The sequence below is a fragment of the Arthrobacter sp. B055-34 genome, assembly GCF_059090425.1.
Map to the genome: position 1 here is coordinate 352,714 of NZ_JBNHFQ010000003.1, position 15,063 is coordinate 367,776.

Annotated in this window: 17 protein-coding genes; 7 read left to right on the plus strand and 10 right to left on the minus strand. The window is 66.8% G+C overall.

Annotated features, from left to right (window positions below):
• Nucleotides 1–6: 6 nt before the first annotated feature.
• From AC5RWO_RS07575 to AC5RWO_RS07585, 3 genes are read right to left on the minus strand one after another with little or no spacing between them, the layout of a single operon-like run.
• A complete protein-coding gene (locus tag AC5RWO_RS07575; protein ID WP_498730909.1) occupies nt 7–579 on the minus strand; it encodes a cytochrome c biogenesis CcdA family protein in 573 nt (190 codons plus the stop codon).
• Nucleotides 471–875: a cytochrome c biogenesis CcdA family protein gene (locus AC5RWO_RS07580; RefSeq protein ID WP_498730925.1), complete on the minus strand. Its 405-nt coding sequence runs from the start codon at nt 873–875 to the stop codon at nt 471–473. Before AC5RWO_RS07580 ends, AC5RWO_RS07575 begins: the two co-directional genes overlap by 109 nt.
• A complete protein-coding gene (locus tag AC5RWO_RS07585) occupies nt 875–1,633 on the minus strand; it encodes a DsbA family protein (protein ID WP_498730634.1) in 759 nt (252 codons plus the stop codon). Before AC5RWO_RS07585 ends, AC5RWO_RS07580 begins: the two co-directional genes overlap by 1 nt.
• A gap of 63 nt (nt 1,634–1,696) precedes the next feature.
• Between AC5RWO_RS07585 and AC5RWO_RS07590 the strand changes: the two genes are divergently transcribed.
• Nucleotides 1,697–2,467, plus strand: coding sequence for a GntR family transcriptional regulator (locus AC5RWO_RS07590; protein ID WP_498730636.1), 771 nt, complete (start codon nt 1,697–1,699; stop codon nt 2,465–2,467).
• Nucleotides 2,468–2,525: 58 nt separating this feature from the next.
• Here AC5RWO_RS07590 and AC5RWO_RS07595 read toward each other — a convergent pair whose 3' ends face one another.
• The 3 genes from AC5RWO_RS07595 to AC5RWO_RS07605 are packed head-to-tail and all read right to left on the minus strand — an operon-like array spanning nt 2,526 to nt 5,484.
• Nucleotides 2,526–3,329, minus strand: coding sequence for an ABC transporter ATP-binding protein (locus AC5RWO_RS07595; protein WP_498730637.1), 804 nt, complete (start codon nt 3,327–3,329; stop codon nt 2,526–2,528).
• On the minus strand, nt 3,326–4,417 hold the full coding sequence (locus AC5RWO_RS07600) for a FecCD family ABC transporter permease (protein WP_498730639.1): 1,092 nt from the start codon (nt 4,415–4,417) through the stop codon (nt 3,326–3,328). The genes AC5RWO_RS07595 and AC5RWO_RS07600 overlap by 4 nt, the downstream gene beginning before the upstream one ends.
• Nucleotides 4,414–5,484: a FecCD family ABC transporter permease gene (locus AC5RWO_RS07605; protein ID WP_498730911.1), complete on the minus strand. Its 1,071-nt coding sequence runs from the start codon at nt 5,482–5,484 to the stop codon at nt 4,414–4,416. The genes AC5RWO_RS07600 and AC5RWO_RS07605 overlap by 4 nt, the downstream gene beginning before the upstream one ends.
• 135 nt (nt 5,485–5,619) lie before the next feature.
• On the opposite strand from AC5RWO_RS07605, the gene AC5RWO_RS07610 reads away from it, so the two are divergent.
• Nucleotides 5,620–6,627: an ABC transporter substrate-binding protein gene (locus AC5RWO_RS07610; protein WP_498730640.1), complete on the plus strand. Its 1,008-nt coding sequence runs from the start codon at nt 5,620–5,622 to the stop codon at nt 6,625–6,627.
• A gap of 94 nt (nt 6,628–6,721) precedes the next feature.
• Nucleotides 6,722–7,165, plus strand: a complete 444-nt coding sequence (locus tag AC5RWO_RS07615) for a hypothetical protein (RefSeq protein WP_498730642.1) — start codon at nt 6,722–6,724, stop codon at nt 7,163–7,165.
• Here the strand turns inward: AC5RWO_RS07615 and AC5RWO_RS07620 are convergent.
• The gene (locus AC5RWO_RS07620; protein ID WP_498730643.1) at nt 7,162–7,737 is read right to left on the minus strand and encodes a GNAT family N-acetyltransferase; all 576 of its coding nucleotides are present in this window, start codon (nt 7,735–7,737) and stop codon (nt 7,162–7,164) included. The two genes, AC5RWO_RS07615 and AC5RWO_RS07620, sit on opposite strands and share 4 nt — an antisense overlap.
• A gap of 35 nt (nt 7,738–7,772) precedes the next feature.
• Entirely contained in the window at nt 7,773–8,165 is a 393-nt protein-coding gene (locus AC5RWO_RS07625; protein WP_498730645.1) for a VOC family protein, read from the minus strand.
• A 284-nt stretch (nt 8,166–8,449) separates the two neighbouring features.
• On the opposite strand from AC5RWO_RS07625, the gene AC5RWO_RS07630 reads away from it, so the two are divergent.
• Nucleotides 8,450–9,217, plus strand: a complete 768-nt coding sequence (locus AC5RWO_RS07630) for a GNAT family N-acetyltransferase (protein WP_498730646.1) — start codon at nt 8,450–8,452, stop codon at nt 9,215–9,217.
• Nucleotides 9,218–9,356: 139 nt separating this feature from the next.
• Nucleotides 9,357–10,553, plus strand: a complete 1,197-nt coding sequence (locus AC5RWO_RS07635; protein ID WP_498730647.1) for a MinD/ParA family ATP-binding protein — start codon at nt 9,357–9,359, stop codon at nt 10,551–10,553.
• A 7-nt stretch (nt 10,554–10,560) separates the two neighbouring features.
• Here the strand turns inward: AC5RWO_RS07635 and AC5RWO_RS07640 are convergent, their stop codons facing one another.
• Together AC5RWO_RS07640 and AC5RWO_RS07645 are read right to left on the minus strand one after the other, a co-directional pair.
• A complete protein-coding gene (locus AC5RWO_RS07640; protein ID WP_498730913.1) occupies nt 10,561–11,700 on the minus strand; it encodes a zinc-dependent alcohol dehydrogenase family protein in 1,140 nt (379 codons plus the stop codon).
• A 97-nt stretch (nt 11,701–11,797) separates the two neighbouring features.
• Nucleotides 11,798–12,565 (minus strand): SDR family oxidoreductase, encoded by a 768-nt coding sequence (locus AC5RWO_RS07645; protein WP_498730648.1) that lies wholly within the window; start codon nt 12,563–12,565, stop codon nt 11,798–11,800.
• A gap of 95 nt (nt 12,566–12,660) precedes the next feature.
• On the opposite strand from AC5RWO_RS07645, the gene AC5RWO_RS07650 reads away from it, so the two are divergent.
• Nucleotides 12,661–13,551 carry a DMT family transporter gene (locus AC5RWO_RS07650; protein ID WP_498730649.1) on the plus strand — a complete coding sequence of 297 codons (891 nt, stop codon included), beginning with the start codon at nt 12,661–12,663 and terminating at the stop codon, nt 13,549–13,551.
• Nucleotides 13,552–13,784: 233 nt separating this feature from the next.
• Nucleotides 13,785–15,041 (plus strand): aminopeptidase P family protein, encoded by a 1,257-nt coding sequence (locus AC5RWO_RS07655; RefSeq protein WP_498730650.1) that lies wholly within the window; start codon nt 13,785–13,787, stop codon nt 15,039–15,041.
• The last annotated feature ends 22 nt before the right edge of the window (nt 15,042–15,063 follow it).

Below are 15,063 nucleotides of genomic sequence, written 5' to 3' on the forward strand. Positions count from 1 at the left end.
CGCTCCTCATCGCTCTTCCTCCTCGTCCCGGGCCGCGAGGCTGACCGAGGCGAAGTCGCCACTTGCGCGCTGGGTCCGCTGGCTCCTGAGATAAAGCACGACGGCGACAGCCAGTACCGCCGCCGCGATCAGGGCGAAGACTGCGTTGGAGATGCCCGATGCCGCGCCGCTGACCGTGGTTTCCAGCCGGAACTGGTCTCCGACGCTGAGCACTCCGCCAAGCCCTGCCGTTCCGTCTGTCAACAGCAGCAGGACTCCGATGCCGATGGAGAGGATCCCGGAAATGACCATGATCCACGAGTTGGACCAGCGGCCGATTGCCAGCGGGCGCGGACGCAGCCAGCGCCGCCCGCTGATTCCCAGCCGGTCCCAGACCAGCGCCAGCGCGAACAGCGGCAGCGCCATGCCGAGCGCATAAATCGACAGCAGGACGCCGCCGTAGATGGCGTTGCTGCCGACTGCCGCCACGGTCAGGATGGAGCCGAGGATCGGGCCGGTGCAGACCCCGGCGACGCCGTAGACCGTCCCGAGGACAAAGACAGACAGACCGGAAGAGCCTGCTTGCGCATTGTTCCGGATGGCGCCGGCAGCCGGACTCCGAGGATCTGCGCCGCCCCGAGCAGGATGACCAGCGTGGCCGCCACCGCCACCAGGACGTGGCGGTGCTGGGTGACCAGGGATCCGAGCGCACCGGCGAAGACCCCCAGCGGCACCAGGGTAGAGAGCAGGCCCGCGTAGAACAGCGCCGTCCGGGCGACCAGCCGCGTCTTGGTGGAAAAGGCATAGGCGAAAAACGCCGGAAGCAGCAAGGCCGAACACGGGCTGAGCAGCGTGAGGACTCCGCCGAGGAAGGCGCCGGCATATCCGATTTCCATTACTTGCTTCCCGCTTCGTTCAGCTCGGCGTCGATCGCTTTTTCAAACGCCTCCAGCGGCTGGGCACCGACAAAGGGAGTGTCGCTGACCAGGAATGTCGGTGTTCCGGTGGCACCGAGGGAGGCCGCTTCCTGCGCGTCTTTGACCACCGCTTCACGCAGTTGCTTCGAGTCCAGGTCCGCCTCGAATTTCTTCATGTCCGGCACCCCTGCCTGCTCGGCGAACCCGATCAGGCGCTCCCGGTTCAGGTCCGCGTGCCCTCGTTCAGGTGCGGCGGCGTAGACGGCCTTGTTGAACTCCCAGAATTTGCCCTGCTCCCCCGCCGCACGCCCCGCCAGTGCTGCTTCCATGGACTCGTCCCCGAAGACCGGCAGATCGCGCCACTCGATGCGCAGGTCTCCGCTGTCGATGTACTTCTCCACCAGGGCGGGCAGCGTGTCGCGGGCGAAGAGTCCGCAGAAGGGGCAGCGGTAGTCCGAATATTCGACCATGACCACCGGGGCGTCCACGACGCCCAGGGCAGTGGGGTCGTCGGCTATCCGCCGGGACATGTCCAGTTCGCCTGCGCTGTCCTGCTGGGCGCTCTGTCCGGCTTGTTCACCCTGTCCGGCGCTGGCCGCCTGCTGCGATTTACCCCCTCGGTAGGCGAAGATGCCGACGAACAGCAGGAGCACGGCCACGCCAAGGACCGTCGCCGTCACGGTAAAGTTGCGGTTGCGGGGGGTGCTGGCTGGGGCAGTTGGCTTATGCGACGGCATTCAGGCTCCTCGTTGCGGCCGAAATGACCGCAAATGTTTATACATTTCTCCAATGGAGGCTACGTGACCGGGCAGGACCAGGCAAAACCTTCGGCTGCCGAGCCTGGCAGCACCCCGCCCGGAACTCCGCTCTGGGAAGCCATCAGCCGGGATCTGCACCGCCGGCTGCAGAAGGGCGAATTCAGCACCGGGTTTCCCGGCGAGCTGGCTCTGGCCAACGAATACGGTGCCAGCCGCGGCAGCATCCGCGCTGCCTTGCGCCCCCTGCGCGAGGCCGGGCTGGTTACCGCCCAACGCGGCCGCAAGCCGGTTGCCCTGCCGCAGGTGGTCGCCGGCAAAAGCACAGCCTACGGTCCCGTGTACAGCCTCTTCGCCACCATGCAGGAAGCAGGAATGGAGCACTACAGTGATGTCCTGGCCCAGGAAGTGGAGCAAAACGAAGCGGTAGCCCAGCGGCTGATGTTTCCGGCGGACGAACCGCTGTTCCACCTCTCGCGACGGCGTTATGCCGACGGCGTTCCGCTGGCGCTGGATGACGTCTGGCTGCCCGCCGAACAGGTCGGACCGTTGCTGGAGCGGGACTTTTCCAACACTGCCCTGTACCAGGAGCTCGAGGAAGCGTGCGGGATCTCGTTGGACGGAGGCGAAGAACGGCTCACCGCCGTCATCGCCACCGCGGAACAGGCCCGGTCGCTGCAGTGCGCGGCGGATACGGCCCTGCTCCTGATCGACCGCGTGGGTTATGCGGGAGGCCGCCCGATCGAGTACCGCCGCAGCTACATTGTCGGCGGGGACTTCGCAGTCTCCACTTCCTTCGGCGCGCGGACACCATAGGGAATCAGTACGGGCGGCGGGTGCGCCGGGTCCGACGGGGTGCGGCGGTTGAGTGTGGTTAGACGCCGGCGCCCAAGGGGATGACGTGCGGCCGTCCGGCGGTCGGTTCCTGCACCACCTGGGCGGCCAGCCCGAAGATCTCGAGCAGCAGTTCCGGCGTGACCACTTCAGCCGGGGTTCCCTGCGCGACGATCCGGCCGTCCTTCATGGCCACCATGTGGTCGCTGTAGCGCGCGGCGAGCGAGATGTCGTGCAGCACCATCACCACGGTGCGGCCGCGGTCCCGGTTGAGCCGGCGGACCAGCTCCAGGACCTCCACCTGGTGCGCCAGGTCGAGGTAGGTGGTGGGTTCGTCCAGCAGCAGTATGTCGGTCTCCTGGGCCAGCGTCATGGAGATCCAGGCGCGCTGCCGCTGGCCGCCGGACAGATCCTCCAGCGGCTTGTCCGCCAACTCCAGGCTGTCCGTGGCCGCCAGCGCGTCGAGCACCACGGCCTCGTCCGACACCGAGAACTGCTGGTACCACTTCTGCCGCGGGTGCCGCCCGCGCGAAACCAGGTCCGCCACGGTCAGCCCGGACGGCGCGACCGGCGTCTGCGGCAGCACGCTCAACTGGGTGGCAACATGGCGGGTGGACAGACTGGCCAGGGGTTCGCCGTCGAGCGTCACCGCTCCGGACCGGGGCGCCAGCAGCCGGCCGAGCCCGCGCAGCAGGGTGGACTTGCCGCAGCCGTTGGGTCCGATCACGGCGGTGACGGCGGCATCGGGCACGGTCAGCGACAGTTCCCGGACAATGTCGGGGCCGTCGTAACCGAGGGTCAGGGCGTCGGCGCGAAGCCGCCCGCCGGTACTGGGCGCGCTCATGTGAGCCTCCGTTGGTAGCGCAGAATCAGGTAGATCAAATAGGGTGCGCCGACCACGGCGGTGGCAACCCCCACGGGCAGCGCCACGCTCAGGGCGTTGGCGGAGACGGTGTCGGCCAACAGCACAAACACGGCGCCCACCAACGCGGAAACTGCCACCGGCGGCACCACCGAACCGGTCAGGATGCGCGCAATCTGCGGGCTGGCGAGCGCCACGAAAACCAGCGGTCCGGCGACCACGGTGCCCACCGAGGCCAGCAGCACGGCGATGGTCAGGGCCGTCAGCCGCACCGCGCCAACCCGGGTACCAAGTCCGACGGCGGTGTCCTCGCCCAGGCTGGTCAGCAGCAGCCACCGCCCGCAGAAGACGGCGGCCAGCACCAGCACCACGGCGATGGCCCCCATCGGCTGCACCAGCGCCCAGTCCTTGCCGTTGAGCGAACCCGTCATCCAGGTCAGGGCCTGGGCCGCGCTGCTGACGTCGCCGAGCGTGAGCAGCCAGGTGGTCAGGCTGACGGCAAAACCGTTGATGCCCAGCCCCACCAGGACCAGCCGGTAGCTGTCGATCCCGCCGCGGTAGGCCAGCAGGTAGACCGCGACGCCACTGAGCACGCCTGCTCCGAAGGCAGCCAGCGGCATGCCCAGCGTTGCCGCCAGTCCGCTCAGGCCGGCATTCCCGCCGCCGGCTACCACCAGTACGGTGACGGCGCCGAGCGAGGCCCCGGCGGTCACGCCCAGGACGTCCGGACTGGCCAGCGGGTTCCGGGCCACGGTCTGCGTGATGGCTCCGGCGGCGGCGAGGCAGGCCCCGGCGACGACGGCGGCAACCATCCGCGGTGCGCGGAACTCAGTCACGGCCAGATGGACTTTGGAATCGGACGTGTCGCCGAGCAGCGCACGCAGCACGTCCAGCAGGGCGAGCGGGGTGCCGCCGTTGGCCACGTGGATGACCATGGCCGCCACCAGCACCAGGATCAGCACTCCGCCCACGGACAGCCCGCGCGGACTGACCCGGATGGAGACCGGCCCGGCCCGCAGCACGCGGAGGGAACGGACCGGGTTGCCGCCGGTGCGGGTCACGGTGCTCATACGGTCACCAGCTTGCGGCGGCGGGCCAGGAACACGAAGAAGGGCGCGCCGATAACGGCCAGCACCACGCCTACGGAGAGCTCCCCCGGACGCGCGATGACCCGTCCGGCGGTATCCGCCAGGAGCAGCAGCGCGGCGCCGGTCACCGCGGAAGCCGGCAGGAGCCAGCGGTAGTCGGCCCCCACCATGGCCCGGGCGATATGCGGAACCAGCAGTCCGGCGAACGCGATCGGGCCGGCCATGGTCACGGCGGATCCGGCCAGCAGCGTGATCGCGGCGATTCCGGCGCAGCGCGCCCACAGCACCGAGATGCCCAAGGACCGGGCGGTGTCTTCGCCCAGCGCCAGCGCGTTCAGCGCCGGAATGTTCATCGCCGCCAGCACCAGGCCCGCCAGCAGGAAGGGCCAGATGGCCGGCAGGATGTCGTTGCGCCCGGCAATGGAGCCCACCTGCCAGAAGCGCAGGGTGTCCAGGGCCGCCTCGTTCAGCAGGACGATCCCGGTCACCAGCCCAGTACACAGGGCGGTGACGGCGGCGCCGGCCAGCACCAGCGTGATCGGCGTGGACCCGTGCCGGGCGGCGGTACCGATCAGGAACACGAACACGCTGGCCAGCAGCGCGCCACCGAACGCCAGCACGGCCTGGGTCAGCGGCAGCATTGTTCCGGCGATGGCGGTCGCGGCCACGATGGCCAGCGCCGCCCCCTGGTTGATGCCCAGCAGACCCGGATCCGCCACGGCATTGCGGGTATGCCCCTGCGAGAGCGTTCCGGCCACGCCGAGGCAGATGCCGGCGGCAATACCGGTCAACGTCCGGGGCCAGCGCAGCTGCAGGATGGTTACGTCCATGTTTGTTCCCGTGGGCGTCACCACCGCATGCCACGCCTGCGCCAGCGACGAAGGCTGGCTACCGATGCAAACACTGGCCACCACTGCGGCACAAAGTACGACGACGGCCGCGGCCAACCAGCGCAGCCGCACCTTTCCGCTGCGCACGGGCAGCCGCAGCGCGGTTTCGCGCAGCTCGGCAGCCGGAATGGAGTATGTGCCCGTGGCCGGTGCATCCACAGTTTTCAAGAGCGCCTTCTATTACGGGAGGTTTGGAACGTCGGTCTTTTCGACTGCTACAGTCTACGACGGGGACAAGCTTAGCCTTACCTAAGTGACGCGGCTTAGGCCGTTCGGACCGTGAAAGAGACTCGCATGAAAACACCCGTTCTGACCAAATTGCTGGCACTGGTCGCCGGCGCCTCGCTCCTGGGCACCGCTGCCTGCGGCGCACCGGCCGCCACCGAAGACAGCGCCGCTTCCGCTCCCGCGGGCGGCTCCGGCTACCCGCTGACCATGGAACATGCCATGGGTTCAACCACCATCGAATCCGAGCCGAAGCGCGTCGTCGCGCTGGACCCGAGCTACATCGATGCCGCCCTGCTGCTTGAGGCCGATCTGGTCGGCTACGTCCAGTACCGGCAGGATCCAGGCGATCCGTTTGCCGACTACCTTGGCGACGTGGACGAAGCCACCGCTGACGCGGTCAACGTCGGCACCCTCGCCGAGCCCAACCTGGAGAAAATCCTCGAGCTGGAGCCGGACGTCATCGTCTCCGCGCAGGTCCGCCACGAGGCGCTCTACGACCAGCTCTCCAAGATCGCGCCGACCATCTTCTCGGTCAGCACCGGGCCCACCTGGAAGGAAAACGTGGTTTTCCTCGGCGAGGCGCTGGGCAAGAAGGACAAGGCCGAAGAGCTCGTGGCCGGTTATGAAGAGCGCGCCAAGAAGGTCGGCGAGGAAATCCTCGCCAAGAACCCCGAAGCCACCTACTCCCTGCTGCGCTTCGCCGGCGAGGACACCGCGCGCTTGTACTCCACCGATTCGTTCATCGGCGAGATCATGGCCGACATGAACATCCCCCGCCCGGAAGGTGCGCCGGATACCACCGAGTCCATCTTCGTCCCGCTCTCCGAGGAGCAGATCCTCAAGGCCGACGCCGGCCTGGTCATGGTCAGCGCCTGGACTCCTTCGGGCGCCGAGGGCGATGCGTCGCGCGAGCAGCAGAAGACCTTCGAGTCCAACCCGCTGTGGGAACGTCTGAAGGGCGACGTTGTCCACGTCGACGACGAAACCTTCGTCGCCTCCGTCAGCATCCAGGGCGCGCACGCTGTGATCACCGATCTGGCCGAGCACTACGGCGTGGACCCGCAACTGCCGTAGTCCCTCCACCAAAACCAAAAATACCAAGTGCGACGTCGGTGCCAAGTTGGGCGCCGGCGTCGCACTTTGCGGATCCAACGGTAATAATTTCCCCATGACGAGCATTCCGCATGACGGTCCTGACCAGTCCCACCGCCGCCCCGAGGGCACGAGTGACGCAACGGTTGAAGCGCTGGGCAAGCTGTCCGAGGCGTTGGAGGTCGTTGAACACGCCCGCGGCTATCTGTACGGCTTCCACCGCCTGACAGGTAAGGCCGACCTCGCCCTGGGTGAGGCCGCGGAGCTCCTGCGCAAGGCCGGACACGGCGAGCTGGCCGACCGGGTCGAGCAGGACGTCGTGGGGCGGAATGTGATTGCTGGACGGTGGACGTTCCAGATCGTCGAAGACTACGACGACAACTACTACGCCGCGTTCAAGTCAGTGGAGCAGGCCGCCCGGGATGAACTCGCCGAGGGTAAGCGGCACTTGTTCGAGGCCGAAATGAAAGAGGACCGGCGCTCCCATGGGCGCGCCCACCACGAGGCACGCCCGCGCTAGGGCCGGATGGTGGCGTAGAGCAGCATGTCACGACGCTCGCCGCCGATGCTCTGGTGGCTGCGCAGCAGTCCTTCGCGCTGGTAGCCGGCGGCTTCGGCCGTGCGGATGGAGCCGGTGTTCCACGGTTCGATGTACAGCTCCACCCGGTGCAGGACGGGCAGGGTCCAGGCGAAGGCGGTGAGTGCTGACAATGCCGCGGCGCCCACGCCGCGGCCGCGTGCCGACGGCGCAACCAGATATCCCGCCGTCGCTCTTCCTGTTTCTATCGCCTTCAGCCACATGCCGATCTGGCCGAGCGCCCGGTCCGTCGCGGCGTCGGCGATGGCGAAGGAGTAGCCCATCCCCTCGGTGAAGCGCCCGTTCTGGTGCAGGATCCACTCCATCGCTTCTTCCGCGGTGGGCCTGGCCGGAATGGTGCTGATTAGTCGAATGTACGGATCCTGCGTGAGCTCGGCGGCGAGGTGCGCGTCGGAGTCGCGGAACGGGCGGAGCACCACGCCGGCGTGCGATGGCGGCGACGCAGGCCATGCGAGCGGCAGGTGGAGCTTCATGAGTGCGATTCTGCCATTCATGGCAGTTCCCGCAAGAGCAACGGCCGGATTGCCCCCTAGCCGCCGGAGGGCGCGGCTGTTTGCCACAGGCCCATCAGATTCCCCTCGCTGTCCCGGAAGTAGGCCGCGAACCCCATGTCGCCGACGGCCATTTTGGCTTCCACCGTGGACCCGCCCAGGCTGCCCACCTTCTCCAGCGCAGCATCGATGTCCTCGACGTCGAGCGTAATAATAGGTGTCTTCAGCTCACCTTCGCGCCGGAACATACCGCCGTTGATCGCGCCCGGTTCGCTCGGCATGCCCTGGTCATCCGTCGGCGTAGTCATGACCATGTTGTAATTCAGCTCCGGCATGGGCTGGATGTTCCAGCCGAAGGCCGCGTTGTAAAAGCTCCTTGCCCGTTCCTCGTCTTCCGCGGGAATCTCGAAATGCACTACACGTCCAGTCATTGCGCTCACCTGCATCCTGGTAAATGAACCCGATTACTGAAAGGCGCGGGCGGTCCACGCCCCAAGCGTTAAGTCTAGGAGCGGACGCACCGCTTGGGGAGGGGTGTGCGGGGCCAAGGTCCGGCCGCCTTGCCCAGCCTGTCAGTTTGCGGAAAGGTTGGTCGTTTACACTGTGCACAGACATTAGATGAGACGTCATCAAAGAAAGAGGAGTGGGCCGTCTGCAGTCGACAATTGATACAACCGCGTTCGGTGCTGGCCACCTCCCCGTCCCAGGAGTTAATTTGCCTGCCCCAGACGTTCCGAGCGTAACCGTGCGCCCGGCCACGCCGACCGACCTCACCACCATGGCGGCTTGGCAGTGCCGTTACGTGCCCGACGGGCTGTTCCCGCAGATGGGCGAACGCTTTGTCCGCCGCTGGCATGCGAGCTTCCTCGACTCGCCCTTTGGCATTGCGCTGGTTGCCGAACACGTTGATGCCCAGGGCACGCAGGCCGTCGGCTTCCTCGTGGGCTCTACCGATCAGTTCCGCCATATTGACGACGTCGTTCGCCGCCACCGCCTCCGTCTGGCCTTGGCCGGGTTGCTGGCTTTGGCCCAGCGGCCCCGGCTCGGCGCCCACTTCGTCCGTACCCGCGGACGGGCCTACCTCAAGCGCATCCTCACCCCGAAGTGGCGCCGCACCCCCGCCGCCGGACCGGCCGCCAGCACTGAGTCCAGTATTGCGCGCCCTCAGTCCAGTGCTGCGTCCCGAGCAACCACCGGGGCTGCGGCCAATGCTGCGTCCGGCGGGCAGATCGCCGTCGTTACTGCCATTGCCGTTGACTCCGCGGCACGGGGCACCGGCGCCGGCCAGGAACTCCTCAACCGATTCCTAAAAGATGCGCGCACTGCAGGCGCCACGCGGGCGGAGCTGGTCACGCTGCTCGGCGAGGGCAATGCAGCGCCCTTCTATGAACGCCTAAACTGGAGCGCGGTGGACGAGCATCCCACCCGGGACGGCATGCGCGCCCGCACGTACCGCTACGACCTCGGCGACAACGGGCAGTAAGCGCCGCAGACCCGCCGGGCCCTCCATGGGCAGAACTATCCACAAATGCTGCATTCGTGCCGTTTTCATTTGTTCATCTGAAGCTGGCCGGAGATGATCAGTAGTAAATCATTTCACCTCCCCGGATGATAGGACGGCTATGACCAGGCAAGTTCCGGACTTTCCGGCAGCTGCTGCTGCCAATCGGATCAACGACGCCGGAGAACGTTCTGATCCGGACACAACCGGCGTCGACGAGTTCCAGCCGCCCAGCCGACGATTGCGCAGGCAACAGAACGACGGCGAACCGGTGTCCTCGCGGGACGCGGGCAGCACCCAAGAGCCGCGGGCCACGGGCGGCGAGCCGGAGCCCCAGCCGCAGGAGGGTGTGCAGGCCCGGCGCCGGCGGGATCTTCGCGAGACGTCGTTCCTGGTCACCGGTTCGGCCAAGGAGCCGGCCACCAAGGGCTGGCGCGGCGTGCTGGCGAAAATGGGCGTCCGGGTGGAACCGTCCAAGGAGGAGCTCGCCGAGCGGGCGGACATACAGCTCGTCAGCCAGCATTGGCCGGGGCCGCGGACGGTCGCCGTCGTCAATCGCAAGGGCGGGGCCAACAAGACACCGACAGTGGTCATGCTCAGCGCCATTCTGGCCCGCTACGGCGGCGGACCGGTACTGGCGTGGGACAACAACGAATCGCAGGGCACGCTGGGCTGGCGCACCGAGCAAGGCCCGCATGCCTCAAGCGTGCTGGATCTGGTGGACTCGTCCAGCAAGCTCCTCTCCCCCGAATCCAACGCTGCCGATCTTGCCCACTACGTCCACCACCAGGCTGCGGACAAGTTCGATGTGCTGCGTTCGGACGAGAATGAGGAAGGCGACCACGAGGTGACCGCGGAGGAAGTGGACATCGCGCACCGGGTGGCCTGCAAGTACTACCGGCTGATCGTTATGGACTCGGGGAACACTTCCCGCTCCGCCAACTGGCGCCGGATGATCGACCACACCAACCAGCTGGTGGTGCCGGTGACCGCGATGGAAGACCGGGCCGAGGCCGCTCGGCTCACCCTGCAGACCCTCGCGGCGCGCGGCGACCATGAAGCGGAACTGGCGCGCAACGCCGTCGTTATTGTGTCCGAATCAACCGACGCCGGCCGCGGCATGACTGGCGAGACCCGCAAGCGCGCGAAGATCGAGGCGGACAGGATCGAGACCGGTTTCCGCGAATTCGTGCGCGAGGTAGTCCGCATTCCGTACGACCCTGCGCTGGTCAACGGGCCCATCCGGTTCAACGCCCTGCAGCCGGAGACCCAGCGTGCCTGGCTCCGCGCGGCCGCCGCAGTAGCGAGGGGTTTCTAGGCAGCGGTCACGCCTGGAAGAGGCGGCGGACCACCTGCCCCGATGCCAGCGCGTCCAGGCCTTCATTGATCTCGCGCAGCGGTTTGGTGTCCGTGTACAGCAGCTCCACAGGCAGCTTTCCCGCCCGCCAGTGCTCCAGGTACAGCGGAATGTCGCGCTCCGGCACCGCGTCGCCCATGTAGGACCCGAGCAGGCGTTTGCCCGCTCCGGCGAACTGCAGGGCCGGAACCGTCAGCTCGGCCGAGGGGTGGGGCAGGCCGACGGAGACCACGGCGCCGCCGCGGGTGACGTGCTCCAGGCAGGAGGCGATGACCTTGGCGGACCCGACCGCTTCCACCACGACGTCGACGCCGTCGCCGGTCGCTTCGGCGATCAGCGCCCCGGCGTTATCCGGCGTTCCCACGGCGGTGGCCCCGCAGTCCAAGGCCAGCTGGTGCTTGCCCGGATTCGGATCAATGGCAATGATGTCGCTCGCCCCGGCCAGGCTGGCCGCCATGACGGCCGAGAGACCCACGGCGCCGAGGCCGAACACGGCAACAGACTGCCCGGCTTGGACCGCTGCCGTATTGAGCACCGCGCCCATGCCCGTCAGCACTGCGCAGCCGAACATGGCCGCCACGGTGTCCGGTACATCATCGTTGATGACGACGACGGATTCGCGGGCAACTACGGCGTAGTCGGCGAAGGCGGACACGCCCAGATGGTGGTTGATCCGTTTCCCCTCAGCAGTTTTCAGCAAGGCTTCGCCGTGCAGCAAGTCGCCGGAGCCGTTGGTCTCGGCGGCGCGGTGGCAGAGGGCGGGCCGGCCAGCGGCACAGGCGCGGCAGCTTCCGCAGCTGGGGACAAAAACCAGCACCACGTGGTCTCCCTCTTTGGCGTCGTTGACGCCCTCCCCCGCAGTAACTACCCGCCCTACGGCCTCATGCCCCAGCGCCATCGGCAGCGGGCGGACGCGGGAGCCGTCGACGACGGAAAGATCCGAGTGGCAGAGGCTGGAATACGTAATGGACACGCCCAGCTCGCCGGCGCGCGGTTCGGGCCGCTCCAGTTCTTCGATGACCAGGGGCTTGGACTCGGCATAGCGGGCTGGCCCGGCTTGTCCGGACTCTCCGGCTGGCATGGCTGAGTGCAGGATGGCTGCGAACATCATTCTCCTTTGGGTAGATCAGGACGGGCACATTCCGGACGGTGGGTGCTACGTTCGCGGCGGGCGCCGCGGGTTAGGTCCGCGGCAGGCGTCGCGGTCATCGTCCGCCGCTGGTCTCTTCAGCGGCGAACTGGGCGAAGGTCCGCTTTCCTGTCGGATTGCCGGGGACGAGGTGGTTGCCCGCCTTGTACGCGGCGAACATCTTGCCGGGGAATCGCAACGGAACCACCCGCCGTCGTACGCCGAGGGATTCGAGGGTCAGGCGGGCGATTTCTTCGGCGGAAAGTATTTCCGGGCCGCCGATGTCCGGGGCCTTGCCCGCGGGGGCGGCGGCTGCCAGTTCCGCCAGGTGCGTTGCGACATCGCGGATGTCGATGGGCTGGAAGCGGAGGTCCGGGGCGATGACCAGCGGCAGCCGGCGTTGGGCGGCGAACAGGGCGAAGACGAGCTTGTGGAACTGGGTGGCGCGCAGGATGGTCCACGGCAGCGCGGAGGTTTCGATCCGCTGCTCGGCTTCGAATTTGGCCCGGTAGTAGAACATCGGGATGCTGTCCACTCCGACGATCGAGACGTAGATCAGGTGCGGGTTGCCGGCCTTGCGGGCCGCCGCGATGAGGTTTTCAGTGCCGGTGATGTCGCCGCGGCCGTTGGAAGTTGCGCAGTGGATGATCGTGTCGACGCCGTCGACCGCCGCGTCGATGCCGTCCCCGGTTTGCAGGTCGCCGCGCGCCCAGGTGCCCGGCTCGCGTCCGGCCGGCTGCTCGCGACGACTGAGGATGCGGACCGTGTGGCCTCGCTCGAGCAGGGCGGGTTCGACGGCACGGCCGAGGGTTCCTGTTCCGCCGGTCAGCAGTACTGATGCCACTGGTCATGCTCCTTCCTGGTGGAACGATTTGGCGCGGACGGCGGCAACGGGCGATGCTGAGATTGCCCCTTGCTGCTGATCATAGAGGACACGTGATGCGCGCCTACCTGATGTGCATTCTCGTGGTGGTTTTTTACTCGGGCAACATTCTCGTGGGCAAGGCGCTGGCCGACCTGCCGCCCTTCACCATCGCGTTCCTGCGGGTGGCCGTTGCGTTCGTGGTCCTGCTGCCGTTCGGGTACCGCGGCGCGCGGCAGGCCGTGCCGCTGTTCCGGCAGCATTTCAAGCCGCTGCTGTTCATGACGGTCACCGGGGTGGCCGCCTTCACCACCTTCCTGTATGCCGCGCTCCAGTTCACCTCGGCCACCAATGTCTCGGTGCTGGAGGCGGCCATCCCGGCGGTGACGGTGGCGCTCAGTGCCTGGCTGCTGCGGGAGAAACTGCGGTGGATCCAGCTTTTCGGGGTGGCGCTTTCGCTCTTCGGATCGGTTTGGGTGGTACTGGAAGGGCAGGTCTTCCAGCTCGGCGATCTGGGCTGGAATGCCGGCGACGCGCTGATGGTCGGAGCCGTGGCCAGTTGGGCGCTGTACTCGATCGGCGTGCGCAAGTACCTGCACCTGTTCCCGTCCTACGGCTCGGTGCTGGTCATGACCGGGCTGTCCGTGCTGATGCTGCTCCCGTTCATGGTGGGCGAGTGGCTGATCCTGGGGGTGCCGGATCTGGACAGCAGCGGCCATTGGTGGGGGCTGCTCTACCTGGGCGTCTTCCCCTCCGTGGTGGCGCTGATCCTCTATAACCGCGCCGTGGCAATCCTGGGTGCTTCGCAGGCCTCCGTGTACCTGAACTTCCTGCCGGTGGGCACGATGCTGGGCGCCTACTTCCTGCTCGGCGAGACGATCACGGCGATGCAGATCCTCGGCGCGGGCCTGGTGATTGCGGGCGTCCTGTTCACCACCCGGGCCAAGCGGACTGCTGCCGGGAGCTGATTTCGACGGCCGTTTTTCTACGGCGGGACGAAGCTCTTTACAGACTGTCCACTGCAGTCAACTAATTCCTTGACGTTCTACCCATACTTTTTGTGATGCAGGGCACATAATCTAGTCCGTAAGGGCAGCGGGAACACATCGCAGTTTCGGGGCTGCCTCCCACAATCACCTTTCGGCTGCACCTGTCTGTCAGTCGCCTTGGTACCGCAATTCGTAATTCTTTAGGAGATTCAATGACCATCGCAGCTGCTCCCGCCAACTCCGTCGCCGGACTCGAACGGCTGAAGACCCTCCACAACGGCACCAAGCAGAAGCTGACGTTCTCGGACGCCGAGTTCGAACGCCGCCTGACCGGACTGCGCCAGATCATGGCCGCGAAGGAACTCGACGCCGTCATCCTCACCAGCTACCACGGCATCAAGTACTACTCCGACTTCCTCTACACCACCTTCGGCCGCAACTACGCGCTGGTGGTCACCGCGAACAACTCGACCACCATCACCGCGAACATCGACGCCGGCATGCCGTGGCGCACCAGCTACGGCGAAAACATCGTCTACACCGACTGGCGCCGTGACAACTTCTACTACGGCCTGCAGGAGGCCCTGAAGCGCGACGGCGTGAAGGCTGCCCGCATCGGCGTCGAAGACGACGCCCTGCCGCTGATGACCCGCCAGTCCATTGCCGCCGCCTTCGACGGCGCGACCCTGCTCGACGTCTCGCAGGACGCGATGCGCCAGCGCATGATCAAATCCGCCGAGGAGATCGAGGTCATCAAGCACGGCGCCCGCATCGGCGACCTGGGCGGCGAGGCCGTCAAGGCCGCCATCCGCGAGGGCATCACCGAATACGAAGTCGCCCTGATCGGCACCGAGGCGATGGTGCACGAGATCGCCAAGACCTTCCCGCACCGCGAAGTGCGCGACACCTGGGTCTGGTTCCAATCCGGCATCAACACCGACGGCGCCCACAACTGGGCCACCACCCGCAAACTCCAGCAAGGAGACATCCTCTCCCTGAACTGCTTCCCGATGACCTCCGGCTACTACACCGCCCTCGAACGCACCCTCTTCCTCGGCCAACCCGACGAACGCTCCCTGCAACTGTGGAACGTCAACGTCGAAGTCCACCGCCGCGGCCTGGAACTGATCAAGCCCGGCGCCGTCTGCAAGGACATCGCCGCCGAACTCAACGAAATCTACATCGGCCACGGCCTGCTCCCGAACCGCACCTTCGGCTACGGCCACTCCTTCGGCGTCCTCTCCCACTACTACGGCCGCGAAGCAGGCCTGGAACTACGCGAAGACATCGAGACCGTCCTCGAACCCGGCATGGTCGTCTCCATGGAACCGATGATCACCGTCCAAGACGGCGAACCCGGAGCCGGCGGCTACCGCGAACACGACATCCTCGTCATCGGCGAAGACGGCGGCGTCGAAAACATCACCAAATTCGGCTTCGGCCCCGAAAACAACATCATCAACGCCTAGCCTGCCTCGGGCGGTGCCGGTC

Excerpts from the sequence above, each read along its gene's own strand:
- AC5RWO_RS07585 (WP_498730634.1), bottom strand. The coding sequence starts at position 1,633 with ATGCCGTCGCATAAGCCAACTGCCCCAGCCAGCACCCCCCGCAACCGC.
- AC5RWO_RS07625 (WP_498730645.1), bottom strand. The coding sequence starts at position 8,165 with ATGACTGGACGTGTAGTGCATTTCGAGATTCCCGCGGAAGACGAGGAA.
- AC5RWO_RS07580 (WP_498730925.1), bottom strand. The coding sequence starts at position 875 with ATGGAAATCGGATATGCCGGCGCCTTCCTCGGCGGAGTCCTCACGCTG.
- AC5RWO_RS07620 (WP_498730643.1), bottom strand. The coding sequence starts at position 7,737 with ATGAATGGCAGAATCGCACTCATGAAGCTCCACCTGCCGCTCGCATGG.
- AC5RWO_RS07595 (WP_498730637.1), bottom strand. The coding sequence starts at position 3,329 with ATGAGCGCGCCCAGTACCGGCGGGCGGCTTCGCGCCGACGCCCTGACC.
- AC5RWO_RS07650 (WP_498730649.1), top strand. The coding sequence starts at position 12,661 with ATGCGCGCCTACCTGATGTGCATTCTCGTGGTGGTTTTTTACTCGGGC.
- AC5RWO_RS07615 (WP_498730642.1), top strand. The coding sequence starts at position 6,722 with ATGACGAGCATTCCGCATGACGGTCCTGACCAGTCCCACCGCCGCCCC.
- AC5RWO_RS07600 (WP_498730639.1), bottom strand. The coding sequence starts at position 4,417 with ATGAGCACCGTGACCCGCACCGGCGGCAACCCGGTCCGTTCCCTCCGC.
- AC5RWO_RS07655 (WP_498730650.1), top strand. The coding sequence starts at position 13,785 with ATGACCATCGCAGCTGCTCCCGCCAACTCCGTCGCCGGACTCGAACGG.
- AC5RWO_RS07635 (WP_498730647.1), top strand. The coding sequence starts at position 9,357 with ATGACCAGGCAAGTTCCGGACTTTCCGGCAGCTGCTGCTGCCAATCGG.
- AC5RWO_RS07640 (WP_498730913.1), bottom strand. The coding sequence starts at position 11,700 with ATGTTCGCAGCCATCCTGCACTCAGCCATGCCAGCCGGAGAGTCCGGA.
- AC5RWO_RS07610 (WP_498730640.1), top strand. The coding sequence starts at position 5,620 with ATGAAAACACCCGTTCTGACCAAATTGCTGGCACTGGTCGCCGGCGCC.